At 59.3% G+C, this 24,851-nt stretch carries 22 protein-coding genes and 3 tRNA genes; 15 read left to right on the plus strand and 10 right to left on the minus strand.

Annotation, left to right across the window (positions count from 1 at the left end; translation table 11 throughout):
• Positions 1-8 precede the first annotated feature (8 nt).
• Positions 9-2,564: a bifunctional diguanylate cyclase/phosphodiesterase gene (locus AC2D8U_RS13500; RefSeq protein ID WP_484619593.1), complete on the minus strand. Its 2,556-nt coding sequence runs from the start codon at positions 2,562-2,564 to the stop codon at positions 9-11.
• Positions 2,565-2,841: 277 nt separating this feature from the next.
• Here AC2D8U_RS13500 and AC2D8U_RS13505 point away from each other — a divergent pair.
• From AC2D8U_RS13505 to AC2D8U_RS13515, 3 genes are all read left to right on the plus strand, one after another.
• A tRNA-Arg gene (locus AC2D8U_RS13505) sits at positions 2,842-2,918 on the plus strand.
• 29 nt (positions 2,919-2,947) lie between these two features.
• Positions 2,948-3,023 (plus strand) — tRNA-His (locus AC2D8U_RS13510).
• Positions 3,024-3,147: 124 nt separating this feature from the next.
• Positions 3,148-3,223 (plus strand) — tRNA-His (locus AC2D8U_RS13515).
• 118 nt (positions 3,224-3,341) lie between these two features.
• Here AC2D8U_RS13515 and moaA read toward each other — a convergent pair.
• The 6 genes from moaA to AC2D8U_RS13545 are packed head-to-tail and all read right to left on the minus strand — an operon-like array spanning position 3,342 to position 8,964.
• On the minus strand, positions 3,342-4,328 hold the full coding sequence (gene moaA, locus AC2D8U_RS13520; RefSeq protein ID WP_484619594.1) for a GTP 3',8-cyclase MoaA: 987 nt from the start codon (positions 4,326-4,328) through the stop codon (positions 3,342-3,344).
• 8 nt (positions 4,329-4,336) lie between these two features.
• Complete coding sequence (locus tag AC2D8U_RS13525) at positions 4,337-6,145, minus strand: bifunctional molybdopterin-guanine dinucleotide biosynthesis adaptor protein MobB/molybdopterin molybdotransferase MoeA (RefSeq protein ID WP_484619595.1); 1,809 nt, start codon at positions 6,143-6,145, stop codon at positions 4,337-4,339.
• Between the two features lie 10 nt (positions 6,146-6,155).
• The gene (gene mobA, locus AC2D8U_RS13530) at positions 6,156-6,752 is read right to left on the minus strand and encodes a molybdenum cofactor guanylyltransferase MobA (RefSeq protein ID WP_484619596.1); all 597 of its coding nucleotides are present in this window, start codon (positions 6,750-6,752) and stop codon (positions 6,156-6,158) included.
• Positions 6,749-7,429, minus strand: a complete 681-nt coding sequence (locus AC2D8U_RS13535) for an energy-coupling factor ABC transporter ATP-binding protein (protein ID WP_484619597.1) — start codon at positions 7,427-7,429, stop codon at positions 6,749-6,751. The genes mobA and AC2D8U_RS13535 overlap by 4 nt, the downstream gene beginning before the upstream one ends.
• Before the next feature lie 3 nt (positions 7,430-7,432).
• The gene (locus tag AC2D8U_RS13540) at positions 7,433-8,143 is read right to left on the minus strand and encodes an ABC transporter permease (protein ID WP_484619598.1); all 711 of its coding nucleotides are present in this window, start codon (positions 8,141-8,143) and stop codon (positions 7,433-7,435) included.
• A complete protein-coding gene (locus AC2D8U_RS13545) occupies positions 8,140-8,964 on the minus strand; it encodes an ABC transporter substrate-binding protein (RefSeq protein ID WP_484619599.1) in 825 nt (274 codons plus the stop codon). Before AC2D8U_RS13545 ends, AC2D8U_RS13540 begins: the two co-directional genes overlap by 4 nt.
• Before the next feature lie 225 nt (positions 8,965-9,189).
• Here AC2D8U_RS13545 and AC2D8U_RS13550 point away from each other — a divergent pair, with 225 nt between their 5' ends.
• Genes AC2D8U_RS13550 through AC2D8U_RS13560 form a run of 3 tightly spaced genes read left to right on the plus strand, consistent with a single transcriptional unit; the run spans position 9,190 to position 12,922 of the window.
• Positions 9,190-10,551, plus strand: coding sequence for a sigma-54-dependent transcriptional regulator (locus AC2D8U_RS13550; RefSeq protein WP_484619600.1), 1,362 nt, complete (start codon positions 9,190-9,192; stop codon positions 10,549-10,551).
• On the plus strand, positions 10,551-12,671 hold the full coding sequence (locus tag AC2D8U_RS13555; protein ID WP_484619601.1) for a sensor histidine kinase: 2,121 nt from the start codon (positions 10,551-10,553) through the stop codon (positions 12,669-12,671). Before AC2D8U_RS13550 ends, AC2D8U_RS13555 begins: the two co-directional genes overlap by 1 nt.
• Positions 12,671-12,922: a hypothetical protein gene (locus tag AC2D8U_RS13560; RefSeq protein ID WP_484619602.1), complete on the plus strand. Its 252-nt coding sequence runs from the start codon at positions 12,671-12,673 to the stop codon at positions 12,920-12,922. Before AC2D8U_RS13555 ends, AC2D8U_RS13560 begins: the two co-directional genes overlap by 1 nt.
• Positions 12,923-12,946: 24 nt before the next feature.
• Here AC2D8U_RS13560 and AC2D8U_RS13565 read toward each other — a convergent pair whose 3' ends face one another.
• The 3 genes from AC2D8U_RS13565 to AC2D8U_RS13575 all read right to left on the minus strand — a co-directional run bounded on the left by AC2D8U_RS13565 (position 12,947) and on the right by AC2D8U_RS13575 (position 15,290).
• Entirely contained in the window at positions 12,947-13,411 is a 465-nt protein-coding gene (locus tag AC2D8U_RS13565) for a glycine zipper family protein (RefSeq protein WP_484619603.1), read from the minus strand.
• 143 nt (positions 13,412-13,554) lie between these two features.
• Entirely contained in the window at positions 13,555-14,460 is a 906-nt protein-coding gene (locus AC2D8U_RS13570) for a substrate-binding domain-containing protein (RefSeq protein WP_484619604.1), read from the minus strand.
• Positions 14,457-15,290 (minus strand): formate dehydrogenase accessory sulfurtransferase FdhD, encoded by an 834-nt coding sequence (locus tag AC2D8U_RS13575; RefSeq protein ID WP_484619605.1) that lies wholly within the window; start codon positions 15,288-15,290, stop codon positions 14,457-14,459. Before AC2D8U_RS13575 ends, AC2D8U_RS13570 begins: the two co-directional genes overlap by 4 nt.
• A 252-nt stretch (positions 15,291-15,542) precedes the next feature.
• Here AC2D8U_RS13575 and AC2D8U_RS13580 point away from each other — a divergent pair, with 252 nt between their 5' ends.
• The 9 genes from AC2D8U_RS13580 (at position 15,543) to AC2D8U_RS13620 (ending at position 24,837) form a co-directional block, all read left to right on the plus strand.
• The gene (locus tag AC2D8U_RS13580) at positions 15,543-15,998 is read left to right on the plus strand and encodes a DUF3305 domain-containing protein (RefSeq protein ID WP_484619606.1); all 456 of its coding nucleotides are present in this window, start codon (positions 15,543-15,545) and stop codon (positions 15,996-15,998) included.
• Complete coding sequence (locus AC2D8U_RS13585; protein WP_484619607.1) at positions 15,995-16,540, plus strand: DUF3306 domain-containing protein; 546 nt, start codon at positions 15,995-15,997, stop codon at positions 16,538-16,540. The genes AC2D8U_RS13580 and AC2D8U_RS13585 overlap by 4 nt, the downstream gene beginning before the upstream one ends.
• A 132-nt stretch (positions 16,541-16,672) precedes the next feature.
• Complete coding sequence (locus AC2D8U_RS13590; RefSeq protein WP_484619795.1) at positions 16,673-18,373, plus strand: 4Fe-4S binding protein; 1,701 nt, start codon at positions 16,673-16,675, stop codon at positions 18,371-18,373.
• A 13-nt stretch (positions 18,374-18,386) separates the two neighbouring features.
• Entirely contained in the window at positions 18,387-19,010 is a 624-nt protein-coding gene (locus tag AC2D8U_RS13595) for a TorD/DmsD family molecular chaperone (RefSeq protein WP_484619608.1), read from the plus strand.
• A gap of 133 nt (positions 19,011-19,143) precedes the next feature.
• Entirely contained in the window at positions 19,144-19,347 is a 204-nt protein-coding gene (locus AC2D8U_RS13600) for a twin-arginine translocation signal domain-containing protein (RefSeq protein ID WP_484619609.1), read from the plus strand.
• Between the two features lie 9 nt (positions 19,348-19,356).
• Positions 19,357-22,221, plus strand: a complete 2,865-nt coding sequence (locus AC2D8U_RS13605; RefSeq protein ID WP_484619610.1) for a formate dehydrogenase subunit alpha — start codon at positions 19,357-19,359, stop codon at positions 22,219-22,221.
• 18 nt (positions 22,222-22,239) lie between these two features.
• Positions 22,240-22,818, plus strand: coding sequence for a formate dehydrogenase FDH3 subunit beta (gene fdh3B, locus AC2D8U_RS13610; protein ID WP_484619611.1), 579 nt, complete (start codon positions 22,240-22,242; stop codon positions 22,816-22,818).
• A 135-nt stretch (positions 22,819-22,953) separates the two neighbouring features.
• Complete coding sequence (locus tag AC2D8U_RS13615) at positions 22,954-23,886, plus strand: formate dehydrogenase subunit gamma (protein WP_484619796.1); 933 nt, start codon at positions 22,954-22,956, stop codon at positions 23,884-23,886.
• A 753-nt stretch (positions 23,887-24,639) separates the two neighbouring features.
• Positions 24,640-24,837: a twin-arginine translocation signal domain-containing protein gene (locus AC2D8U_RS13620; protein ID WP_484619612.1), complete on the plus strand. Its 198-nt coding sequence runs from the start codon at positions 24,640-24,642 to the stop codon at positions 24,835-24,837.
• Positions 24,838-24,851 lie beyond the last annotated feature (14 nt).

Consider the following 24,851-nt stretch of genomic DNA (forward strand, 5'->3'; position numbering starts at 1 on the left):
GGTTTGGGCTAGCCTAACTGCGGCTGGCCTTCCTGTTGTCGAGTCGAGGTAAGTTGTGCCACGGGCTGCGGAGAGCTGAACAGGAAGCCCTGTCCCCAGCGACAGCCCATGTCGATCAGCTGGCGACGCTGCCCTTCGGTTTCGATCCCTTCGGCAACGATGATCACCCCCAGTTGCCCTGACATATCGAGCAGGGACTGGACGATGGCCCGGTGGCGATGGCAAAGCGGAGTGAGTTGGCTGTATTGTTTGTCGATCTTGATGTAATCCAGCGGCAGGTGGGGCAGCAGGGTCAGGGCCGAGTAACCGGTCCCGAAATTGTCCAGTCCCAGCCTGACGCCCAGGGCACGGAGACGCTCCAGGCCGGTCTTCAAAGTGGCCTGCTCCAGCCTAAGCTCCCGCTCGGAAAATTCCAGGGCCAGTTGGGATGCCGAGATGGGCATGGCTCGAATATGTTCCTCCAGTAGCGTCAACTGTGCCTCGCTGCGCAGGTGGGCCAGATCCAGGTTGATGTGCAGCCAACCATTGGGGCCCAGTAGGGGGGACAGGATGGCCAGATCCTGACGGATCCGTGACAGGACGTGGCGATCCAGCGCCGTGATTGCCCCGCACTGGCTGGCCCAGGGGAGGAACTCCTGGGGGGGCAGGAGCCCCAGCGTCGGATGGTGCCAGCGAACCAGGGCTTCCACGCCCACCAGGTGGCCGTCGGCCAGATCGATCATGGGCTGATAGAGCAGGGTGAGCTCATTGTGCTCCAAGGCATGGCGGAATTGGGCTTCGCGCCTGTGGTCCTGTTTCAGGGTGGCCTGCATGGTTGAACTGAAGAAGGCAAAGCAGCCCCGTCCGGCGGATTTCGCATGATAGAGGGCGGCATCGGCATTGCGCAGGAGAGTTTCGGGTTTGTTGTCAGCTCCGGGCGTCGCCAGGGCGATGCCGATACTGGTGCCGGGAAAGAAGTCGCGTCCCTCCAGCTCGACGGGCTGGCCGACGGTACGAAGGATCCGCTCGCACACCTCCTGCACATCTTCGATCTGCCGAATGCCATCCAGCAGGATCACAAACTCGTCTCCGCCAATCCGAGCCAGGGTGTCATTGTCCCGAATGCAGGTAGCCAGTCGCCGGGCAATCTCGATCAGGAATTGATCGCCGATCAGGTGACCCAGGCTGTCATTGACCAGCTTAAATCGGTCCAGATCGATAAAGAGGACGGCAAAGCGCTCCTGAGAACGGCGATTAAGCTGCTTGCTGGTGTGCTCAAGGCGATCCAGCAGCAGGGCCCGATTGGGCAAGTTGGTCAGGGTATCGTGGAAGGCGTCGTGCCGCAGGCGTTGCTCCGCTTTACGCCGTTGTGCTATCTGGCGTTGCAGGTCGGCATTGAGGGCCTGCATCTCACGAGTGCGCTCCTCGACCTTGCGCTCCAGCTCTTCATGGTAGCGGGCCCGCTGCTCCTCGATAGTGCGGCGTTCGATGGCACTGCTGATATGCTGGGACACAAAGCCCATCAGTTCCAAGTCTTTCTGATCATACTCTTCACCCGCCTGCTGGCTGAATACCGCCAGGACGCCCCGGGTCTGCCCCCCCAAGGTGAGTGGGACACCTATCCAATCTCTCAGAAACAGGAGGCAGCGTTCGACCCCTTGGCCCAGGCTTCCGTCGGCATAGCTGGCCTGGATGGCTTTTCCCTTGAGCTGTACCGGTTTGCCCGCCTTGAGCACCCGCTCGACCAGGCCATCCTGGGGAGGACGAGGTGGGGGAGGGGGGAGGGTATCGCCAGCCTGGTAGTAGGGAAAACTCAGCTCTTTGCCATCCTCATTGAGCAGGGCAATCAAACAGTTGTTGGCTGGCAACAATTGGCGTAGGGCCTGATGAATGGCTCGATAGAAGCTGTCGATATCGGTATGACGAGCGGTCAGTTCGGTGATCGCCAGAAGGGCTTTCTGTAACTGTTCGGCCCGGCGTCGCTGGCGGTTTTCCTCATGCAGGGCTTGGTTTGCCATGCGCATCTCACGGGTCCGGCGAGCGATGACCAGCTCGGTCTGCTCGGCGTACTTTAGCCTGCCCAGCGCAGTAACCAGGTGATCACCGATAAACTGCAGCAGTTCCTGATCATGCTGGCTGTATAACCTGCCTGGCTGGTAGGACTGCATCGCCAGAACCCCAATGATCTCACCATTTTGTTTTAGTGGCACGCCGATCCAAGCCTCGCACGGCGTGCCCAGCGAGCGGACATTGTGTTCTCGCTCGAGTCTGTGAAAGTCCGACGGACCCAGCCGCATGGCTTGGCCGTGACGATAGAGATGATAGGTGAGGCCGTTGCGAAATGCTTCCTGGCTGGTCTTGCTTATGGGATTGGCATTGCCTTTCCGGTCGACGAAGAAGGGACAGGAGAAACGGTCCTCTTCACTGTGGTAAAACACCGCGTAGCAGTACTCCACTTGGGATTGGCGCAATACCAGGGGACCCAGTTGCTGGTAGAACTGCTCCATGGAGTGGCACTGACTGGCCAGTTCAGAGATCCCCAGCAGCAGTTGCTGGATCTGTTCGGCTTGGCGACGCTGTCTCACTAGTTTTCGTAATCGTTGGACCCGGCGCTGAGACTGCGCAAGCGGTCCGTCGCTGTCGGTTAGCGATGTCCGAGTCATGTGATCCGTCCCTGGCTCTGTTGCTAAACTGTTACATTATATGGCTACGGCTAAAAAACAAACACTTCTGTGGTAAAAATGTGCCCAATAGCAGGATAGGATCCCTTGGGTTAGTTAAAAAATCAGCAGCCGAGTTAAATTTGCGATTTATCCATGGACGCATGGGGGCGGCTTGAGTATTATACCCGCCGTCAAGGATGCGCCCATAGCTCAGCTGGATAGAGCGTTGCCCTCCGGAGGCAAAGGTCAGAGGTTCGAATCCTCTTGGGCGCGCCATTTTCAATGGCCCGACACAAAATTCTTTGGTGGCTATAGCTCAGTTGGTAGAGTCCCGGATTGTGATTCCGGTTGTCGCGGGTTCAAGTCCCGTTAGCCACCCCATCTTTCTCGTTTGCTGGACCCGTTCGGCAAACTCCAATGATACGACTTGGTCAGGCGCGGACAATTGTCTACGCTATCTTACGTATTGTTGAGCAGCCTTGCTGCTGCACCCACTGTTTCAGTGGTGGCTATAGCTCAGTTGGTAGAGTCCCGGATTGTGATTCCGGTTGTCGCGGGTTCAAGTCCCGTTAGCCACCCCATCTTTAACAAAAAAGCCGCACTCATCGAGTGCGGCTTTTTTGTTTTTTAGGGGGTATGTTCCCGATCGCAATGTCTAAAAGCGGTTAGCTAACAGCTATTAGCTAACCGCATACGCGGTTATCCCCCGGTGTGGCTCATAAAGCGCAGGATGTGGGTCTCTCCATCCTGGCTGAAGTGGTGCATCTCCGGCTTGCGGGCCATGGCATCGAGGATCGCCTGCTTGAGCTTCTCCAGGTTACCCGGGTACTGACGCAGGATGGCGCGCAGATCGACGGAGTTTTCATTGCCCAGGCACAGCAGCAACTCCCCCGTGGTGGTGAGCCGCACCCGGTTGCACTCATGGCAGAAGTTATGGCTGTGGGGGCTGATAAAGCCGATGCGAATGTCACTGTCGGGCATGCGGTAGTAACGGGCCGGTCCACCTGTGTTTTCCGTGGTGGGGATCAGCTCGTAGCGCTCGGCCAGTATGGTGCGCACCGCCTCGCTGGTGAGCATGGAGTTGGCCCGACGGTTATCGCTGAGGATCCCCAGGGGCATCTCCTCGATAAAGCTGATGTCCACTCCCTTGTCCCGGGCGAAGGCGACCAGATCGAGGATCTCATCGTCATTGTTGCCTTTCATGGCGACGGTATTGAGCTTGATCCGCTCGAAGCCCGCCTCGATGGCGGCATCGATCCCGGCCAGGACCCGCTCCAGCTTGCCGTTGCGGGTGACGGCCCTGAATCGCTCCGGATCCAGGGTGTCCAGGCTGATGTTGATCCGCTTGAGGCCCGCGTCTTTGAGCGGCCGGGCGAATTTCTTCAACCGGGAGCCATTGGTGGTCAGGCACAGATCCTTGAGACCCGGCAGGGCGGCGATCTGCTGGACCAGGTAGTCGAGGTTGCTCTTGACCAGGGGCTCGCCACCGGTCAGGCGGATCTTCTCGACCCCCAACTCGGTGAACGCCTGGGCGATCTGGTGCAGCTCCTCGAGGCTCAGCACCTGATCCCGGGGCAGGAAGGTGGGATCCTCATCCATGCAGTAGACGCAGCGAAAATCGCAGTGATCCGTGACTGACATGCGCAGATATTTGATTTGGCGGCCAAAGCCATCAATGAGTGCCATGGGATCTCCTACAACAGATCGGCAAAGGGTTGCACCCAGACGCTGTCGCCCGGTTGCACCTCACCTTGGGGTTCTTCAATCACGATCAGGCAGTTGGCCCGGACCATGGAGCCCAGCATGCCACTGCCCTGGTGGCCCGTGGTGGCGACGGTCAGCTGGCCGCCAGCCCCCAGGCTCAGGATCCCCCGGTTGAACTCGGTGCGTCCCACCCGGCTGCGCATCGGCTCGCTGGCGATCGCCTTGAGCAGCTTAGGCTGCCAGTGGTGCTCCCCGGCCATCTTGCGCAGGGCCGGTTGAACAAACTGAATAAAGGAGACCATGACCGCCACAGGATTGCCGGGCAGGCCGAAGAACAGGGCGTCCTTGACGGTGCCAAAGGCCAGGGGGCGGCCCGGGCGTTGGGCGATCTTCCAGAAGTCGATGCTGCCCAGCTTGGCCAGGGCGTCCTTGATAAAGTCGGCATCGCCGACGGAAACCCCACCCGAGGTGATCACCACGTCCGCCGCGTCGGCGGCGTGTTCCAGGGCGGCTATCATCGCCGCCTCGTTGTCCTCGATGATCCCCAGATCCAACACCTCGCAGCCCAGCTTGGCCAGCATGCCATGCAGGGTGAAGCGGTTGGAGTCGAAGATGCAGTTGGCTTGGAGCGGTTGCTGGGGGGCACACACTTCGTCGCCGGTGGAGAAGATCGCCACCTTGGGGCGACGATATACCCCGGGCGTGGCCAGCCCCAGTGAGGCCAGCAGGCCCAGCTCGGCGGGACCGATGCGGTGACCGGCTTGCAACGCGGTGGTGCCCTGTGCGATGTCTTCGCCCGCCTGACGCACGTTCTGCCCCGGCTCGATGGGGCCTTCGAACTGCACCTGGCGTGCGCCGCCGTCGACCTCGGTTTCCGTTGCCAGCTCTCGCATCACCACGGTATCGGCTCCGGCAGGCATGGGCGCACCGGTCATGATCTTGACCGCCTGACCGGGCGCCAGGGTGCCGTCGAAGGCGTAACCGGCAAAGACCTCACCGACCACCTGGTACGCGTCATGGGGGCCGGCTGCAAAGGCGTAGCCGTCCATCGCCGAGTTGGTGCATTGCGGTACGTTGATGGGGGAAACGGCGTCCCGGGCCAGTACGCGGTTGAGACTGTGGGTCAGTTCGGCTTGCTCGATCTCCGCCACCGGGTGAACCATGGCGAGAATGCGGTCCAGTCCCTGTTTCACCGACAGCTGTTTGCGCTCTGTGTCATCACAGCTGGGGCCAAATGGCTGAGGGGCGGCCGGTTGCCAGTGCTGGATAAAGTTTGTGATGAAATCGGCAATGCCATCGACGTCATTGATGTCCAGCTTGGGCAGGGCAAAGTCCGTGGGCAACTGGGTGTCCGCGTCACAGGCGATCGCCTGGATCAGGGGATCCCCGGTGAAGACAAAGGGTTTTCCGACTTCGGCGCGGTGCAGTTCGAGCTTGGGCAGGGGCAGCTTCTTGAAGCCTTCCACCAGGATCATATCGACGCGGGATTGATCGACCATGGCCAGCAGCTCTTTTAGATCCGGATCGCCCTCGACCGGCCGCTCCATCATCAGGGCGCGACGTTTGGAGGAGGCGATCAGCATCTGATCGGCGCCGGCCTTGCGCAGTTCAAAGCTGTCTTTACCCGGCTTATCCACTTCGAAATTGCAGTGGGCGTGCTTGAGCACCGCGATCTTGAGGCCCCGACGATTGAGCTCCGGCAGCAGCTTGCGCAGCAGGGTGGTCTTTCCCGTGCCACTGTAGGCGCACAGGCCCAGTACGGGAACGCGGCAATCCGCCAGCAGGTCGTTTTGTCTCATCTTTCTTCCTTCAGCGCGATTGGCCAAGCAGGGCCTGTTCGAGTTGGTGGTGCTGCTCCGGGGTGTTGATGTTGGCAAAGGCCGATGTCATGCCGGAGAAGGTGCAGCGGGCGACCTGGTGTTGTTGATACCAGAGATCGATCTTGCGATCCCCACCATCCAGATAGGCCTGCAGGGATGGCAGTAGGCCTCGATGGAGCAGCATCACCACAGGGTGCTCTCGCTCTCCGTCGAAGGCGACCACCAGCTCGGCCCCGCTCTGTTGCTGGGTCTGCTGCATCCGCGCGGCCAGATCCCGAGGCAGTTGCGGGGTGTCACAGGGGCAGATCAGCACCCAGTCGGTCTTGGTCTGTTTCAGCGCCACGGCGATCCCGGCTAGAGGGCCGGGAAAGTCGGCCTGTTCATCCCCATGGACCGGGTAACCCAGCTCGGCGTAGCGTGCCTGGTTGCGGTTGGCGATCAACAGGGTCGGGATGGAGTCGCTGCCGACTCGATCCAGCACATATTGCACCATTGGCTTGCCGGCGACCGTGATCAGGCCCTTGTCTTGGCCATCCATGCGGCGTGCGCGGCCGCCCGCCAGCACAGCCAGGGTCAGGTTGTTCATGCCAATTGCTCCTGTGGGGGTTGCAGATGCAAGGTTTGGCCTGCCAGCAGCCACTGCTGCTGGCAGGCTTGAGTGATGCGGGTGTTCTGATGGCTGGTGATCAGCAGGCCACACCCTTGCTGCTGCAGGGTGTCCAGCATGGCGGCAATGGCATCGATGGAGTCGGGATCCAGGCTGGCCGTTGGCTCGTCCAGCAGCAGGTGATCCGGACGCAACACCCAGGCTCGGGCGAGGGCCAGGCGCTGGCGCTCGCCACCGGACAGGACCTGGGCCGAGTGTTGCCGCAGGTGGGAAAGGTTGGCCAGTTCGATCGCCTGTTCGAGCCGTTGTTGACGCTCTTCTGCCGACAGGGCCAGCTGTTTGAGGCCGTAGTTGAGGTTCTCCTCAACGCTGCCATCAAACAGGTAGGGCGTCTGATGCAGGTAGATCACTCGGCCTCGCAGCGGATCGGGGCGTGCCCAGGGGCGGCGGGGAGGCTGATCTCCCCCCTGCTCTAGCCGCACCCGGCCCCGGCAGGGTTTTTGTAACCCGGACAGGATCTTCAGCAGGGTCGTTTTGCCTGCGCCATTGGCACCACGCAGCCAGATCCTTTGTCCGGCTTGCAGTCCAAGCTGGGCAATGGTGAACAGGCGGCGTTGATCGAAGTGGATCTCAAGGTTGTGTGCGGACAAGTGCATGCATTACCCCCGACGAAGGCCTTCCTGCTTGTTGCGCAGGGAGCCCAGAGAAAAGTTAATAATCAGTGCCAGGATCAGCAATACGGTGCCCAGGGCGGCGGCCTGGGCAAATTCGCCCTTACTGGTTTCCAGGGCGATGGCGGTGGGAATGTTGCGGGTCACATTATGGATGTTACCGCCCACCAGCATGGAAGCGCCCACTTCGGTGATGATGCGGCTGAAGGCGGCGATCACCGCCACCAGTAGGGGGGCTCGCAGCTCGTGACATAGGGTCAGGAAGGCCCGGTAACGGGGAGCCCCTAGGGTACGGGCGGTTTCCCAGGCGCGCCAGTCGCCGCCAGAGAAGGCGCCGTAGCTCAGGGAGACCAGTACGGGCGCTGCCAGTAAGCACTGGGCCAGGATCATGGCGTTTTGGGTGAACAACCAGCGTAGATCCCCCAGCACTCCTTGACGATAGAGCAACAGGTAGGCGATCAGGCCGACCACCACAGTGGGGATCGCCTGAAGAGTCTGAAACAGGGAGATGGCGACATTACGGCCGGGAAAACGGCTGACGGCCAGGGCAAACCCCAGCAGGATGCAGGGCAGCAGGGTGACAGCCATGGCCCGCAGCGAGACGCTGAAGGAGACACCTATGATGGCCCAGACATCTGGATCGAAACTCAGCAGCAGGGCCAGGCCCTGCTGGAAAACGGACAACATACCGTCGTTCATTCACTCGCCTTAGTGGGGGAGAAGGTGGCCTTGAACAGTGGCTCACCGTGGATCTTAAAGTCGTCAATCATACGCTGAGCTTGCGGGCTTACCAGCCAGTCGCTAAACGCTTTTGCCCCGGTGTGATTCAGATCCGGGTACTTCTGATCACTGAGTAGGATCACCTGGTAAGGATTGAGCAAAATGGGATCCCCCTGCAGGCTCACTTCCAGATCCAGTTTATCCATGAAGGCCAGGTAGGTGCCGCGATCGGCCAAGACATAGGCTTGCATCTCGCTGGCGGTGAGCATGGCCGGGCCCATACCCTGACCAATGGCGGCGTAGCCGGTAAAGCTGGTGTCCTGCCCGGTGGCTTGCCAGATGGCGAGTTCTTTCATATGAGTGCCAGATTCATCGCCTCGGGAGACGAAGGGGGCTGGCTTGTTGGCAATGTTATTGAAGGCCTCGGTGACACTGCGAGCCTGTTTGACCCCGGCCGGATCGGTTTTCGGCCCCAATACCACGAAGTCATTGGCCATCAGTTGGCGGGGCAGGCGACCGTAGCCTTCCTCAACAAACCGGGCTTCGGCGGCGGGGGCATGGGTCATGACAATATCCACATCGCCGTTGCGGCCGTGACGCAGGGCCTTGCCGGTGCCGGTGGCGATCACCTGAACCTGGTAACCACTCTCTTTTTCAAAGGTCGGTAACAGGTAGGCGAGCAAGCCAGAGTTGTCGGTGCTGGTGGTGGTGGCCAGGCGGATCACCGTGTCCGGGGCGGCAATCGCCAGCAGGGGCAGTGTGAGCAGCATCAGCGCCACGGACTGGATGGTTCGGATCATGGGGTTGGAACCTACTTTACTGGTTAAAAACGGGTCCTTGCGAAGTCATTAGAAGGCAAATATGGTGCCAATCTGATCCCTCAAGGGAGTTTTTTGCTATCGGTCACGTTTTCTGTGTGGTAAACAGGGTCAAAATGACTCACCTTACAAAAGACCTCAGTCAAATTGACCCCAAGGGGACATTTTGGCCCATCGAATTTTGCAGATCGGAGTGACACGCTCATTATGGCTGAACAGGTAATGCAGAACACCGCCATGTCTGTGCTGGTGGTGGACGACGAGTCGGGAATGCGCTCGTTCTTGAAGAAGGCCCTGGCACGTCGTTTTGCCCTGGTCGAGACCGCCGGCAGTGTCGAGGAGGCGGAGCAGTTGCGTAGCCGCTGCCACTTCGATCTCCTGATTGTCGACATCAGTCTGCCTGGTCGGGACGGGATCGAGTGGCATGAAGCGCTGGATCTGGATACCCGTCGCTCCGATGTGATCTTTATGACCGGCTTTGCCGATATGGATACGGCGATCCGTGCCCTGCGGGCCGGGGCGGCGGACTTTATCCTGAAACCCTTCCGCCTTGAGCAGATGATGCAGGCGGTGGACCGCTGCATTGAGCGGCGTCTGTTGCGTCGGGAAAACCTGATGTTGAGACGGGAAATGGCCCACAGCCACCCCAGCACCATCATTGGCAACAGTCCCAATCTGCAGCAGGTGAAGGAGATCACCCGGCGGGTCGCTCCCACCAATTCCGTAGTGCTGATTGAGGGGGAGTCCGGTACCGGTAAGGAGCTGGTCGCGCGTTCCCTGCACCAGCTGTCCGGCCGCACGGGCACCTTCGTCGCGGTCAATTGTGGTGCCATTGCCCCAGAGTTGCTGGAGAGTGAGTTGTTTGGTCATGTGGCCGGAGCCTTTACCGGAGCCCGTGGTGCCCGGGAGGGCCTGTTCAGCTTCGCCTCCGGCGGTACTATCTTTCTCGATGAGATCGGCGAGATGCCACTGCAGATGCAGACCTCACTGCTGCGAGTGTTGGAGCAGCGCACCATACGTCCGGTGGGCTCCGAGAAGGAGATCCCCGTGGACGTGCGGGTCGTCGCGGCGACCAATCGGGAACTGATGGCCGAGGTCGAGGCTGGCCGGTTTCGGCGCGATCTCTATTATCGCCTGAATGTCCTCAACATCCGGATCCCCTCTCTGCGGGAGCGTCCGGATGATGTGGTGGATCTGGTCCATCACTTCACCCGTCAGTTGGCGGCAGAGCTGGGGGTCCGGGAGGTGGCCTGGAGCCATGAGGATCTGCAGGTGATGCAGGGCTATGACTGGCCTGGCAATATCCGCGAGTTGCGGAATCTGGTAGAGAGATGTTTGCTGCTGGGTAAACCGCCCGCCGAGTATTGGCGCAGTCAGCAGACGCCGGCAGAGACCGTTGTCGCAGGGGAGGGGTACCCGGAGGATATGCCCTTGAAAGAGGTGGAACGCCTCCATGTTCTCAAGGTCGTAGAGGAGCAGCTTGGCAATAAATCCGCCGCTGCCCGGATCCTGGGCGTTTCCCGTAAGACCTTGGACCGTAAGTTTAAAGAGTGGGGTTTATCTGAATAATGCTGGCATGGTGGCGGCGGCAGTTTCGCAATGACGTCAAGGTCCTGACCAGTACGGTTCGTTACCGATTGTTGGTACTGATGCTGTTGCCGGTATTGGTGACCCTAGCCAGCTTGGTGTTTATCACCATCTATTGGAACGTGACCTACACGGGCACTCAGCTGTTTATGAAGGTGCGCAGTGATCTTGCGGTGGCTCAGGGCATGGTAGAGTCCAGTGCCCGGCGTCAGGAGCACGCCATGGCCCAGTTGCAGCACGGTTGGGAGTTTGACCGCCTGATGCGGACTCTGAGCCTCTCCGATCGGGCCATGGACCGCCTGTTGGAGCAGGCTCGAGAGCGCTTGCAGCTGGAGTTTTTGCGGATCCTGCCATTGGAGGCGGCGTTGGCGGATGAAGCGCTGCGCCCCTTGATCCCTGAGTCCGGTGATTCCGGTCGCTCCAGCCTGCAGGTGCTGAGTCGATCCCAGATGTTGCAGATCAGTCCAGTGCTGGCGCGAGAAGCCAGCATGGCACTGGAGCCGACGCCCATGGCACAGCCCCCCCGAAAAGGTTTTGAGCAGCGTGGCATGGTGATCCGTTCTTTGGTGGAGTTGCAGGCGCCGGACGGGCGCCGTATCGGCTTCCTCGATGGCGGGGTGTTGCTGAACCATAATACGGAGCTGGTCGACCAGATCCGTGAACTGACCTATGCCGAAGGCACCCTGCCAGCCCGCACCCGAGGCACGGTCACCCTATTCTTGGATAATGTCCGGATCAGCACCAATGTGCCGTCGGAAGAGGGTCTGGGTCGGGCGGTGGGCACCCTGGTGTCGGAGCAGGTTCGGCTCAAGGTACTGGAAGCCGGGGAGATGTGGGTGGATCGTGCCTTCGTCTATAACGACTGGTATATCTCGGCCTACGCTCCCCTACAGGACATCAATGGCGAGCGGATCGGCATGATCTATACCGGCTTTACCGAAGCCCCCTTTGTCCACAATTATCTGATGAACATCTTTGAGCTGGGCACCATCCTGCTGCTGGTCCTGTTGGGCTCTGGTTTGGCGGTATTTTATGGGGCCGCTGGCTTGCTCAAGCCTATCGATAGGATCCACTCCGTGGTTCGGGAGGTACAGCGGGGACATGACCGGCGGATCGGCGATCTGGGGCTCGATCCCTCCAACGAGCTGGCCCAGCTCAGTCGTCAATTTGATCTGATGCTGGATCAACTGCAGGAGCGTAACCGTCAGATCCAGCTGGCGAACGACCAGTTGGAACAGAAGGTGGAGCAGCGAACGGCGATCCTCAAGAAGCGCACCCAGGAGCTCAAGCGCAACATCACCCTGCTGGAAGAGACTCGGCAGCAGATGGTGACCAATGAAAAACTGGTGGCCCTGGGGGAGATGACGGCGGGGATCGCCCATGAGATCAACAACCCGACGGCGGTGATCCTGGGCAATATCGAGCTGATAAAGTGGGAGCTGGGGGAGCATGCGGACACAGTTGAGGAGGAGATTGAACTTATTTTTCAGCAGGTTCAGCGGATCAAGGCGATCATCCAGTCTCTGTTGCAGTATGCCCGCCCCGGCGATCTCAACATGCCCCTGGAGCGCCTGCCCGTGGATCCCATCATCCAGGAGATGTTGGTGCTGGTGCGCCACTCCCTGCGTAAACAGTCGGTCGAGGTAGTGCTGGATCTGCAGGCCACTCAAGCCGTCGAGGTAAACCGTCAACAGTTGCTGCAGGTGCTGATCAACCTGGTGGTCAATGCGGCCCATGCCCTGGATGGTCGAGGAGAGGTGCGGGTACGCAGCGGCGACTGGTTGGAAGAGGGGGCGATCAAGGGCGCCTGGATCGCCGTGGAAGATGATGGTGTAGGCATTCCCGAAGCGCTGCAGCCGAGGATCTTCGACCCCTTCTTCACCACACGTAAGCAGGGAACGGGCTTGGGACTGTCCTTGAGCTACGGGATCATTCGCCGTTTTGGTGGGGTGATGGAGTTGGAGTCCGAGCCGGGGAAAGGCTCCGTCTTTACTGTTCGCTTGCCGCTGAAGTGTCCGGCGCTGGAGCGGGAGGAATCAGTGCCGATCACCCTGCAGCAGCGGCCCGCCGGCGATACCGGCTCTGATCTGGATCTGCCTTGATGGCCAAGCCCAATAAAAAGGGGCCGCAGCGTACCGTCGAGGTGCTCTGCTGCAAGTGCAAAACCCGCCTCTATCTCTATCGCAAGGGTGGCAAGGGCAGTCTGGTCAAATGCTTCAAGGAGCGGATCAGCCGGGACTTTACTACCGAGCCGGGACACTGTCCCGGCTGTGGCGGTCAATTTGCCCGTGATGCCCTGGTGCGGGGCACGCCCGCCTTTAAGATCATCGGCGGCAAGGCGATCGCCAAGTGAGGGAGGGCCTGTCACCGGCCTCACTCACTGGATGCTGTACCCTTTCCCTTCCATACAGGCTTTAAAGGCCCGCTGAAAGGTCGCCATCTGCGCCTGCCTGTTTTGCTCTGCCTGTTGCACCGCCTGTTCGTTCTGTTTCTGTTTACGCCTTTGCTTAGCACCGCCGCCGAGCACGCCAGTGCCTGCTCCGATCGCGGCGCCTTTTCCGGCGTCTCCGGCGATGGCCCCGATAATGGCCCCAGTGGCTGCGCCGCCAACGGCGCCACCGATGCGCTCACCGCCGACCTGCTGCTGAGCCGGTCCGCTTTGGCTGGCCAGGGTGACGGGATCGACGCCGGTGCTATCTGTGGCCCATAGCTGGCATTCGGCTTGATCCAGACGCTGTTGCTCGGGAGCCTGACCTTGGGCCGGGTAGATGATGGGAGGGGTCTGGGCCCAGCAGGGGGCGATAAGCAGCAGGGGGAGAAGGTGGCGGATCGCAAAGTTCATGGCGGGGCTCTCCACAAGATGGCAAGCCCCAAGTATAAGTGCTAACGAGCGGTTGGCTTAAAACGTCAGGCTACAGGCTACAGGCTACAGGCTACAGGCTACAGGCTACAGGCTACAGGCTAGAAGCTTACCGCTGCTCCTTATCAGCTACCACTCCACAGGATCTTGCCGCAATCGGCCAGATCATAGCCCCCCAGGCGCTGGGCATGGGTGAGGGTTTCGGGGTTTTGCATGATCGTAAACAGTTGCTGCAGGTGTTGACGGAAGTAGACCCCCTGGGGCATTACGAAGTCGAAGGACTCCTTGCCCAGGGGAACAAAGGCCAGGCCAAACTCTCCGGCAATACCCTGGCAGCCGAAACCGAAGTCTGCATCACCCCGGGCGATCCCCGCAGCCAGTTCCCGCTCGGTAAAGGAGGTGGCCACCAGGTTCAGATCTGTGCCGGTCATCCCCTTTTCTGCCAGCCAGTTATCAAAGTGGTAGCGGGCGCCGGCGCCCTCCTGGCGATTCATCCAGCGATAGCGCAGGGAGAGGGCTTCATCCACATTCTGCCCCAGGTGGTGATGTTCGGTGCGCATCAACAGGCCAAACTCCCGGCTGGCCCCGTGCACCAGAACCCATTGCTTGTGGGCCGGATAACGCTTGAGCAGGGCGGGATGGCGCAGATCCCGCTCGGCCGCACTGCCCCAGTGGATGCAGCAGAGATCCGCATAGCCCTGGGACAGGTGGGACAGACCCAGGCGGGAGTCGGTAGGAGAGTAGTTCACCAGACCAGAGCTGCCTATCCGCTGGCCGACCCGGCCAACCACCCAGTGCAACAGGGGGTCATCGGAGCCGGTCATGATCAAGCGGTCTGACAGCATGCCGCTGTGGCAGGAGTCGATGATCCAGCGGTCGATCAGGGTCTTTGGAAATAACCATTTACCCGTGATCTTGGTGCCCGGAAGCTGGCGTTCATTCGCCATGGCATAGACTTTCTTTTCATTCAGATCGAGGTAATCTGCCACCTGCTTGGCATTCATAAACAGGTTGTCTTGCTGCTCGCTCATGCGTGCTCCCCATCAAATTGCACGGTTTCAGCGCCGTGATAAATCAGAAAATGTCGTCCCTTGGCCCGGGCGATCAGGGTGATCCCCAGTTGCTGGGCCAGGCTCAGGCCCATTTCGGTGATCCCGGAGCGCGACAGCAGTACCGGGATCCCCATCTTGGCGACCTTAATCACCATCTCGGAGGTGAGGCGGCCCGTGGTGTAGAAGATCTTGTCTCCCCCGCTTAAGCCGTCCAGCCACATGTCACCAGCCAGGGTGTCCACCGCATTGTGGCGACCCACATCCTCGACAAAGCTCAGGATCTGTTCACCCTCACAGACCCCGCAGCCGTGCACCGCCCCGGCATTCTTATAGGTGTCGTTATACTGTCCCAGATTTTTCAGCAGGGCGTAGATCCCGCTTTGGCTCAAGCTGGGGGTGGGCAGTTGGATCTGATCCAGGCCGGCGGTAAAGCTGCCGAATACCGTGCCCTGACCACAGCCGCTGGTGACGGTTTTTTCCGTCAGCTTCTGGCTGACATGGTCCGTGTCCTCACGGGTGATCACCGCTGCCGAGTTCACCTCCCAGTCGACAATGACGGATTCGACCTGCGCGATATCTGTGATAAACCCCTGATTCTTCAAGTAACCAAGGGCCAGGGCTTCGGGCCGGGCTCCCAGGGTCATCAAGGTCACAATAGGCTGCCAGTTGAGATAGAGAGTCAGGGGGCGCTCGCAGGCGATCTGCTTATCCACGGTGGCACCGGTTTCATCCACGGCGGTGACCGCGAGGGTCAGTGGGGCTTCTGCGTGGGTACGGGACAGGCGGGGACGGTGGGTGGGCTGGCTCATAATGGACTCAAACGGCTAAGGGACTGACGGCGGGAGATGCAATTCCCATTCCATCAGGATTCTGTGAGGGGAACGAGAAACGGATCACACTTCGTCTGACTTATTGTCCCAAGCTGTCCCTTGAGGCAAGGACAAAATGTCCCTGGCAGCAAGAATTGTGTGATCCTGGTCTGTGAAAACCGCCGAATAATAGTTGGAACGTTTTTTGCCTATATGATGAAACTGTCCATCAGTCAGAAATGTGGGTAACCGATGCAACATAGTGAATCCCTGTGGCCCCTGTACGTCACGCTAAAATCCACCCAAGTGACGGTAGGCCGCTGGAGCCAGACCCGTTGGGAGATCGACGCCTTGCTGCCCGCCAGTGGTGACAAACCCGAGGGAGCCCATGAAGTGATGATGGAGCTGTTTCTGGATGAGCGTGCCAATTACCGGCTCAATCTGGATCTGCCGACGCCCAAATTGTTTGTGATCTGCGATGATAAGGGGGATGGCGTGCCGGTGCCCATGTCGATCACGGCGAACCAGAATGTTGCCGCCGGAGCCCTGGAGGGAGATACCCCGGTATTGACCTGTCCCATTCCCGAGGCGATCGGCTGCTGGTTGGAGTCTTTCCTCACCCGTCATGGCGAACAGCCGATCAATGCCCATCGTCGCAAGCACGTCGATAGCCGCGGTGAAATGAAACAGAAGCGGGACAAAGCATGAGCGGATTATTGAGCCGCTGGCAGCAACGCCGTCAGGCGGTCGCGAAGCAGGAACAAGAAGAGCAAGCGCAACAGGCGACTGGGCGTGACGAGGTGGCGCAGACCCCTCCGCTGGAGGCCGGAGAGCCGGGTGCCAGCGATGAGGCCCTGGCGCAAGAGGGGGACGCTGAATCGACGGAACTTCCGGATCCCAATGCCATTGAGGAGGGCGGCAGTTTTGCCGAGTTCCTCAAGCCGGAGGTGGATCCCCTCAAACGCAAAGAGGCTCTGCGGGCCCTGTGGAAACAGCCCCACTACAATGTTCGTGACGGCCTGTGCGAATACGACCTTGATTACAAATCTCAGCCCAAACTCAGTGCCAAGGTGGCAGCCGAGTTGGCCGAGAAGGTGTTCCGGCACGTGGTGAAGGAGGCGGAAGAGGATCAGGAGGTCGTCGCCGAGGCGGACAAAAAGTCGTCAGAGCCGGCGGCTTCCCCTGAGGAGCAGGGACAAAAAGTCGCACACCACGACGAGAGTACAGGCAAACCGCAGAACGAGGCGTAACACGGGGGAGATTGGGGAGCGTGAGCCTGGTATGAACCTTGCTCACAATAAGAAGCAATCTGCCGCTCCCGTGTCACCAGTATCCGCCAGTGCGCCAAGAGCAATGAACAGATTTAGGAACGCATAGTGAGCATGATTGAAAGCAGTGTGATGGATCCGGCCCGTGAGCAGAGCCTGGCCCAGACCACCATGTTAGAAAACCTGATCCCGAAAACCGTGTCTTACCATACGGCGGGACACCTGTTGATCCTGGGTGCCGAGGACCGTATTCGCCTTGCCGCCGCTCACCTGATGGGCGAAAGCAATGGCTTGGCCAGCATCACCCTGTTAGCGACAGAAGCGATCTCCAGCCAGGATGAAGTCTATCTGGAGCGAGTGATGGCCGCAGCCGAGACCACCGACTCCTTACCCGCATACTTCAGCCGGGATCTGCAGGTGAGTGGTTTCCTTGGTCAGTTCCGGGTGCTGATCCGCGAAGCGGATGCGCCGGCGCCAATTGAGCTGTCTCTGGGCGCAGTGCGCCGCCCCCACTATGATCTGATCCTCGACTTGGCCGTGCAGCCTGCCATCAGCCTGGAGCTGTTGCCTCCTGGCTACTTTCACGTCGGTGAGGATGCGGACAAGCTGGCCGACGCCCTGGCCCAACTCCCCGAACTGGTGGGTAAATTTGATAAGCCGCGCTATGTCACCGTCAATGGCGATGTGTGTGCCCACCACTCCAGCGGGATCGATGGCTGTACCCGTTGCCTGAATGTCTGCCCGGCGGACGCCATCAGCTCCTTCGAGGGATCGATCCAGATCGATCCCTACCTGTGTCACGGCGCCGGTAGTTGTGCCAGCGCCTGCCCCACCGGAGCGATCCAGTACGATCAGCCTACTCCAACGGTGCTCAAGGATTACCTTAAGCGTCTGTTGACCCGCTATCTCTCCCTGTCGGAACAGCGTCCCGTGGTGCTGTTGCACGATCAGACCCTGGGCGAGCAGGCCATTGCTCAGCTTAAACAGCTGCCCGGTGGCGTACTGCCCGTGGCATTGGAAGAGGTGGCGGTGGCTGGACTCGACGCCTGTCTTGCAGCCCTGGCTTGGGGAGCGCGTCAGGTGGTCGTGTTGACCACGCCGGCGACCCCGCCAACCCTGCTGGGCCTGGTTACCGGTGAGGTCGAGTTGGCCCGTACCCTGATCACCGCCACCGGTCTAGAGGCCGACCGCCTGCGTCTGCTGAGCAGCGAGCAGTTGGACAGTCTGGCTTCCATCACTGCCGATAGCGCGTCGTGGGAGGCCTTGCCAGTGGCGGCCTTTGGCAAAGACCTGGCCAAGCGGGACACCCTGTTTAACGCCCTGGATCACCTCAATGGTGCGGCGGCGGGCAGTGTCGAGACCCTCAGTCCGGGTCGGGTGCCTTATGGACAGGTTCAGGTGGATACGGACAAGTGCACCTTGTGCATGAGCTGTACGGCCCTGTGTCCGACTCGGGCCCTGGAAGATGGCGGTGACACGCCCGCACTTAAATTTACCGAGCAGCCCTGTGTCCAGTGTGGCTTGTGTGAGAAGGCCTGTCCGGAAAAGGCGATCACCCTGCAGCCGCGCATTTTGCTTGATCGCGAGGCGCGTCAGCAGCAGGTCGTGCTCAAGGAAGAGGAACCGTTTGAATGCATCACCTGTGGCAAGCCGTTCGCCACCAAGGCGGTGATCGCCAAAATGACCGTGGCCCTGGAGGGGCACAGTGCCTTTGCCGGTGAGGCATTGAATCGTCTGAAAATGTGTGAAGACTGCCGGGTGAAAGACATGTTCACCGACATTCTCAATGATCCTGAAAAACAACTGCGGGTTTGAGTCCGAGGTAAAAATGACACAACAACAAAACCGAGTCGTGACTGAACACCAGCAGCTGCGCGCCGATATTTATCAGTTGATGGCAGCCCTGCTGCGCCAGGCTCCTAGCGAGGAACTGCTACAGTTTCTGGCAGACCTGGAGCTGGAAAGTGACAGTGATAACCCCATGAACCGGGCCTGGCATGGCCTGAAATTGGCGGCTCAGAGTCATCAGGTGGCGCCGTTGGAAGACGAGTTTTTCAACTTGTTTATCGGTTTGGGCCACGGTGAAGTGATCCCTTACACCAGCTGGTATCTGACTGGATCCCTGATGGATCAGCCATTGGCCCTGCTACGTCAGGACTTGGCTCGCCTGGGCTTTGCTCGCCAGGAGGAGGTGAAGGAACCCGAAGATCACCTTGCGGCCCTGTGTGAAGTGATGGCCTACCTGCTTTTGGAAGCGGGTCAGCACGAGCAACTGATCTTCTGGCAACGTCATATGGAAAGCTGGGTCGAGAAGTTTTTCACCGATCTGGCCAAGGCTAACAATGCGTCCTTCTATGCCGCCGTCGCAGCGTTAGGAGGTGCCTTCTTTGCTACGGAGGCGACCACGTTTGGCAACCAGGTGCTGGATGTTAACGTGCAGCAGACAGGTTAAGTCCTGATGGACTTGCCCCTTTCGCTCGTGCGGAGGGGGCCGCAGTACGGACACGCCATCAGGCAGTAAGTTCGGTGGTGAGGCAGCGGGTTGTCGCCTCACCTTTAACTCACCAACACCCTTAGGAGGTGTTATGAAAGACAGGCAGCCCCGTAAGGATCGCCGCGCCGCCCTTAAAGCCATCGGCTTGGGGGCAGGTGCCGTTGCCTTTGGCAGCAAGGCGGTTCCGATCTCTCACGGCGATCAGCATATCGCCGAGTCCGACTCCGCGAAACCATCCGGCTATCGCGAAACCGATCACGTCCTTTCCTACTACGCCACAGCGCGTCTTTCCTAGGAGGTCTGGATGAAACTCACGAGATCCGTACCAACCAAAGCATCCACTTGCGAGAGTGAGGGCCTGGGTCTGAACCGACGCCAGTTCCTTAAACGCGCAGGGGTGACCTCTGGCGGCATTGCCGCGGCGTCGATGCTAGGCACTGGCATGATGAAAAAGGCCGAAGCCGCTACTGTCGGCGGTTCGGGCGAGATCAGCACCGTTCGCACCATCTGCTCCCACTGCTCAGTGGGATGTGGCGTTTACGCCAAAGTTCAGAACGGCGTCTGGATCGAGCATGAACCTGCCTTTGATCATCCCATCAACCGTGGCAGCCACTGCGCCAAGGGTGCATCACTGATCCACCACACCCACAGTGAGAAACGGGTCAAGTACCCGATGAAGCTGGAGGGAGGGCAATGGAAAAAGCTGAGCTGGGAGGAAGCCATCGATCAGGTCGGCGACTGGATGCTCAAGATCCGCGAGGAGTCCGGTCCGGATTCCATCTACTTCATGGGCTCGGCCAAGACCAACAACGAGCAGTCCTACCTGTACCGCAAGATGGCGGCGATGTGGGGCACCAACAATGTCGACCACTCCGCCCGGATCTGTCACTCCACAACGGTGGCCGGGGTAGCCAACACCTGGGGCTACGGGGCGATGACCAACTCTTACAACGACATGCACAACTGTAAGAGCATGCTGTTTATCGGCTCCAATGCCGCAGAAGCGCACCCGGTGGCGATGCAACACGTGCTGCTAGGCAAAGAGCGTGGGGCCAAGATGATCGTGGTGGATCCCCGTTTCACCCGCACCGCAGCTCATGCCGATGAGTATGTCCATATCCGTCCCGGGACCGACATCCCCTTTATCTATGGTCTGCTCTGGCACATTTTCGAGAATGGCTGGGAAGATCAGGCCTTTATCGATGCCCGCGCCTGGGGCATGGAAGCGATCCGGGAGGAGGTGAAGAACTATCCGCCGGACGAGGTGGAACTGATCACCAGCGTCGGCGAGAAGCAGATGCATCGGGTAGCCAAGACCCTGGCCGACCATCGTCCCGGAACCATCGTCTGGTGCATGGGCGGGACACAGCACACGATCGGTAACGCCAACACTCGGGCTTACTGCATCCTGCAGTTGGCACTGGGCAATATGGGTGTGTCCGGTGGGGGCGCCAACATCTTCCGTGGCCATGACAACGTACAGGGCGCGACGGATTTTGGTCTGCTGTTCGATAATCTCCCTGGTTACTACGGCTTGTCCGAAGGGGCCTGGCAACACTGGTCCCGGGTGTGGGAGCTGGACTTCGAGTGGGTGAAATCCCGCTTTGATCCTGGCACCTATCTTGGGGCAACCCCCATGTTCTCAGCGGGTATTCCTTGTTCCCGTTGGCATGACGGGGTACTGGAGGACAAGGACAAGATCGGCCAGCGTGACAATATACGCATGGCCTTTTTCCTCGGACAGTCGGTGAACACTGAAACCCGGGGACGGGATGTGCGTGAAGCCTTGAATCAGATGGATGCGGTGGTGGTGGTGGATCCCTATCCAACCATGGCCGGGGTGATGCATACCCGTACCGACAACGTCTATCTGCTGCCCGCGGCGACCCAGTTTGAGACCTATGGTTCGGTGTCGGCGTCTAACCGTTCGCTGCAATGGCGCAGCCAGGTGGTTGAGCCGGTGTTCGAGTCCAAACCGGATCACGAGATCATGTACCTGTTGGCCCAGAAAGTGGGCATGGCCGACCAGATGTTTAAGAACATCAAGGTGGAAGGCAGTGTGCCCCTTATCGAGGACATCACCCGGGAATTCAATCGTGGTATGTGGACCGTCGGTTATACCGGTCAGTCTCCGGAGCGCCTCAAGATGCACCAGGAGAACTGGGGTACCTTCGAGTATGAAGATCTTCAGGCCAAAGGCGGCCCGGCCAAAGGGGAAACCTACGGTTTGCCCTGGCCCTGCTGGGGGACACCGGAGCAGAAGCACCCTGGGACTCATATCCTCTATGACACCTCCAAGCACATCCTTGAGGGGGGCGGTAACTTCCGTGCCCGTTTCGGTGTGGAGTATGAGGGGGAGAATATCCTGGCCAACGATCCAGGCTCCAAGGGAAATGAGATCGGTGACGGTCATCCGGAGTTCACCTCAGACATGCTCAAGCAGTTGGGGTGGTGGGATGAGTTGACCGCCGAGGAGAAAGCGGCGGCGGAAGGCCGCAACTGGAAGACGGATCTGTCCGGTGGGATCCAGCGGGTGGCCATGAAACACGGCTGTATCCCCTTTGGTAATGCCAAGGCGCGCTGCCGAGTCTGGACCTTCCCCGATGAGATCCCGATCCACCGTGAGCCGCTCTACACCCCAAGGCGTGAGCTGGCGATCAAGTATCCCAGTTACGACGACCGTCAGGTGGCTCGCCTGCCCACCCTGTATAAATCCATCCAGGAGAAGGTGCGCAACGAGGATCTGGACAAGAAATTCCCCATGATCGTGACCTCCGGCCGTCTGGTGGAGTACGAAGGTGGGGGCGAGGAGACCCGGTCCAATCCCTGGTTGGCAGAACTGCAGCAGGAGATGTTTGTCGAGATCAATCCCGCCGATGCGGCGGACAGGGGGATCCGAGATGGCGATGCGGTGATCCTGCACTCGCCGGAAGGGGCCAAACTGCACATCAGTGCGCTGGTCACGGAGCGGGTGATCCCCGGTGAATGTTTTATGCCGTATCACTTTGCCGGGATCTTCGAAGGCGAGTCTTTGGTACCCGGTTATCCCGAGGGTACGGTGCCCTATATCCAGGGGGAATCGGCGAACACGGCGATGACCTACGGCTATGACATCGTGACCCAGATGCAGGAGACCAAGGTGTCGATCTGCCAGATCAGCAAGGCTTAAGGAAGGGAGACGTTACGTATGGCAACGATGAAATTCCTGTGCGACACCAAACGCTGCATTGAATGCAACGGTTGTACCGTCGCCTGTAAGAGTAAAAACGACAGTGCACTCGAGTGGGGCATTTCGCGCCGCCGGGTGGTCACCATGCATGACGGCGTGGTGGGTAAGGAGGTCTCCATCTCGGTGGCCTGCATGCACTGCTCTGACGCGCCTTGTATGGCGGTATGCCCGGCGGACTGCTTCGAGCAGACGGCCGATGGCATCATCCGTCACAGCAAGGATAAATGCATCGGTTGTGGCTATTGCCTGTACGCTTGTCCGTTTGGGGCGCCCCAGTTCCCGAAAAAGTCCGCATTTGGCGGCAAGGGCAAGATGGACAAGTGCACCTACTGTGCCGGTGGCCCGGATGCGGAAGTAGGCTCTGAGAAGGAGGCTCGTTTATACGGTGCCAATCGCATTGCCGAGGGGAAATTGCCCTTCTGCGCCGAAGTGTGTGCCACCAAGTCGCTGTTGGCCGGTGATGCGGACGTGATCTCCGGGATCTTCCGTCAGCGCGTGGCGGTCCGGGGTGCGGATAACGCCGGCTGGGACGGCTAAGGAGGACCTATGAAAGCGACTCTAAGGCTGCTCTCGGGGCTGTGCCTGATGCTGTTGCTCACCCTTGGGGTGAGCACGGCGTGGGCGGCTTCTACGGCCGAAGCGGATGCAGATGCCCGGCTGGTGCAGTCAGTGATGACGGCTCAGGCCGCCGAACTGGAAGGCGGCAACGCCAAGGCGCCGGAGGGGCTTAATCCATTGTGGACGGAGGTCAAGAACGGTGCACAGGGTCGAACCCAGTCCCTGAGTGAGTTCCATGGCAACCTGATCAATACCTATGATCCGGGCCTGGTTTCGGCCAGACCGGATTGGATAGCACCTGTGCTGGCACTGGCGCTGTTTGGCATGATCCTGGTGTTTGCCGTGTTTGTACTGATCAATGGAGCCGCCAAACTGGAGCACGGCTTCTCCGGGGTGGAGGTGCTGCGTTGGTCCAAGCTCGATGTAGCCGTGCACTGGTTGATGGCCATTCCCTGCCTGTTGCTCATCGTCACCGGATTGGCGTTGCTGGCCGGGCGATTCGTGTTTGGGGATTACCTCGGACCGGATGGGGTGGGAGCCCTGGCCGGGCTCGCTAAGCCGATCCATGACTATATGGCGATCCCTTTTGCCATCTTTGCCGTGATCGCCATGGTGCGCTGGGCTGCTAATAACATTCCGGCAGGCTATGACCTCAAGTGGTTTATGGTGGTGGGGGGATACCTCAACTTTGGGCCTTTTAAGGGCAAGCATCCGGATGCGGGGTTCTCCAACGCCGGTGAGAAGTTGTGGTTTTGGAGTTTCACCATATTTGGTTTATTGGTGATTGGCTCGGGGGCCATCATGTTGTTCCCCGAGTACCTCAACCCCTCCCGGACGACCAGCCTGGCAGCGATCGTGGTTCATGGAGCATCGGCCATTGTGCTGACCGGCTTCACTGTGGTGCACATCTTTATGGCGACTGTGCTGTCCGAAGGAGGTTTTCCCGCCATGGTGTCAGGTTATTGTGATGAGAACTGGGCCAAGCAACACCACAATGTTTGGTACGACGACATCAAGGCCGATGGCACCCTGAAATACAAGGAATAGGCCACTTTGTGTGGTGCTGTGAAGGCGATGTTCATTCACCGTTCCAGGCTGGGAGAGATCCCGGTCGATGGCACGCTGAAGGATAGGAGTTCGTGCTGAATCATCAGGAAAGCCCCGTACATCGATACGGGGCTTTTTTTGCGCTTTTCATCATACCTTGGCCAGCACTTCAAGGGGCCTGGGCTGCACAAGAGAGGCGCACCAGCGGGGATAAGATCGCATTCCGTACGGATAGCAAACGCACTAAGTATCCAATTTCCAGCAATTTCAGCCGAGAACGTTCCATTCCATTGGCTGGTCTGGGGTGAGAATTCTTACGCGAGTGCATTGGGTTTCATCGGACATCGTCTTTTCCCTAGCAATTGTTGGTTGTTTTTAAAAGTAATTTTAAGCAATTTTTGGGGTGTGATCCCGATCACGAAACGAGGGTTTTATCCTGATGGGGGAGCGAGAGCCACACGCCCGTGGGATCACCGGGAAAAACCGTCTTGGCTCTGATTGATAATGGTTATCACGGTGATGTGAGCCAATTTGTCCCAATGAAACAAAAGCACTACATAAACACCCCTTTGAGCCGTATTCGGCAACCTTAATGTTTTTGTTTTAGATCAAATTCTTCCTCTCTTTACTGAGCCAACCTAGCGACTGCGCGTGAGCAAGAGCGCGTTTTGATCGAACTTGTGAAGCGGGTTCGTGCTTGTCGAGTACACCGGCGCATGAGTTGGGATCCGCAGTAACCCAGTAAGGATGGTTATGAATAACAAACCCGAAATGGCACGACGCCAGTTCCTCAAGACAGTGGCATCCGGCAGCGCAGTTGCAGCGGCTGCCGCTGTGGTCTCACCGGCAGCTGTGGCCCAAAGCAGTGACACGAAAGTGACTGAACAGGGGACCGGTTACCGTGAAACCGAGCATGTCCGTAACTACTACGCCGTGGCGCGTGGTCAGTAAGCTGGAGAGGGATG

The sequence above is a fragment of the Ferrimonas sp. YIN67 genome, assembly GCF_057219095.1.

What these genes read in the sequence shown, in the direction of transcription:
- moaA (WP_484619594.1), bottom strand. Translation starts at nt 4,328, where the DNA reads ATGGCACTCATTGATGGCTTTGGCCGCCAAATCAAATATCTGCGCATG.
- AC2D8U_RS13525 (WP_484619595.1), bottom strand. Translation starts at nt 6,145, where the DNA reads ATGAGACAAAACGACCTGCTGGCGGATTGCCGCGTTCCCGTACTGGGC.
- mobA (WP_484619596.1), bottom strand. Translation starts at nt 6,752, where the DNA reads ATGAACAACCTGACCCTGGCTGTGCTGGCGGGCGGCCGCGCACGCCGC.
- AC2D8U_RS13535 (WP_484619597.1), bottom strand. Translation starts at nt 7,429, where the DNA reads ATGCACTTGTCCGCACACAACCTTGAGATCCACTTCGATCAACGCCGC.
- AC2D8U_RS13540 (WP_484619598.1), bottom strand. Translation starts at nt 8,143, where the DNA reads ATGAACGACGGTATGTTGTCCGTTTTCCAGCAGGGCCTGGCCCTGCTG.
- AC2D8U_RS13545 (WP_484619599.1), bottom strand. Translation starts at nt 8,964, where the DNA reads ATGATCCGAACCATCCAGTCCGTGGCGCTGATGCTGCTCACACTGCCC.
- AC2D8U_RS13550 (WP_484619600.1), top strand. Translation starts at nt 9,190, where the DNA reads ATGGCTGAACAGGTAATGCAGAACACCGCCATGTCTGTGCTGGTGGTG.
- AC2D8U_RS13555 (WP_484619601.1), top strand. Translation starts at nt 10,551, where the DNA reads ATGCTGGCATGGTGGCGGCGGCAGTTTCGCAATGACGTCAAGGTCCTG.
- AC2D8U_RS13560 (WP_484619602.1), top strand. Translation starts at nt 12,671, where the DNA reads ATGGCCAAGCCCAATAAAAAGGGGCCGCAGCGTACCGTCGAGGTGCTC.
- AC2D8U_RS13565 (WP_484619603.1), bottom strand. Translation starts at nt 13,411, where the DNA reads ATGAACTTTGCGATCCGCCACCTTCTCCCCCTGCTGCTTATCGCCCCC.
- AC2D8U_RS13570 (WP_484619604.1), bottom strand. Translation starts at nt 14,460, where the DNA reads ATGAGCGAGCAGCAAGACAACCTGTTTATGAATGCCAAGCAGGTGGCA.
- AC2D8U_RS13575 (WP_484619605.1), bottom strand. Translation starts at nt 15,290, where the DNA reads ATGAGCCAGCCCACCCACCGTCCCCGCCTGTCCCGTACCCACGCAGAA.
- AC2D8U_RS13580 (WP_484619606.1), top strand. Translation starts at nt 15,543, where the DNA reads ATGCAACATAGTGAATCCCTGTGGCCCCTGTACGTCACGCTAAAATCC.
- AC2D8U_RS13585 (WP_484619607.1), top strand. Translation starts at nt 15,995, where the DNA reads ATGAGCGGATTATTGAGCCGCTGGCAGCAACGCCGTCAGGCGGTCGCG.
- AC2D8U_RS13590 (WP_484619795.1), top strand. Translation starts at nt 16,673, where the DNA reads ATGATTGAAAGCAGTGTGATGGATCCGGCCCGTGAGCAGAGCCTGGCC.
- AC2D8U_RS13595 (WP_484619608.1), top strand. Translation starts at nt 18,387, where the DNA reads ATGACACAACAACAAAACCGAGTCGTGACTGAACACCAGCAGCTGCGC.
- AC2D8U_RS13600 (WP_484619609.1), top strand. Translation starts at nt 19,144, where the DNA reads ATGAAAGACAGGCAGCCCCGTAAGGATCGCCGCGCCGCCCTTAAAGCC.
- AC2D8U_RS13605 (WP_484619610.1), top strand. Translation starts at nt 19,357, where the DNA reads ATGAAACTCACGAGATCCGTACCAACCAAAGCATCCACTTGCGAGAGT.
- fdh3B (WP_484619611.1), top strand. Translation starts at nt 22,240, where the DNA reads ATGGCAACGATGAAATTCCTGTGCGACACCAAACGCTGCATTGAATGC.
- AC2D8U_RS13615 (WP_484619796.1), top strand. Translation starts at nt 22,954, where the DNA reads ATGACGGCTCAGGCCGCCGAACTGGAAGGCGGCAACGCCAAGGCGCCG.
- AC2D8U_RS13620 (WP_484619612.1), top strand. Translation starts at nt 24,640, where the DNA reads ATGAATAACAAACCCGAAATGGCACGACGCCAGTTCCTCAAGACAGTG.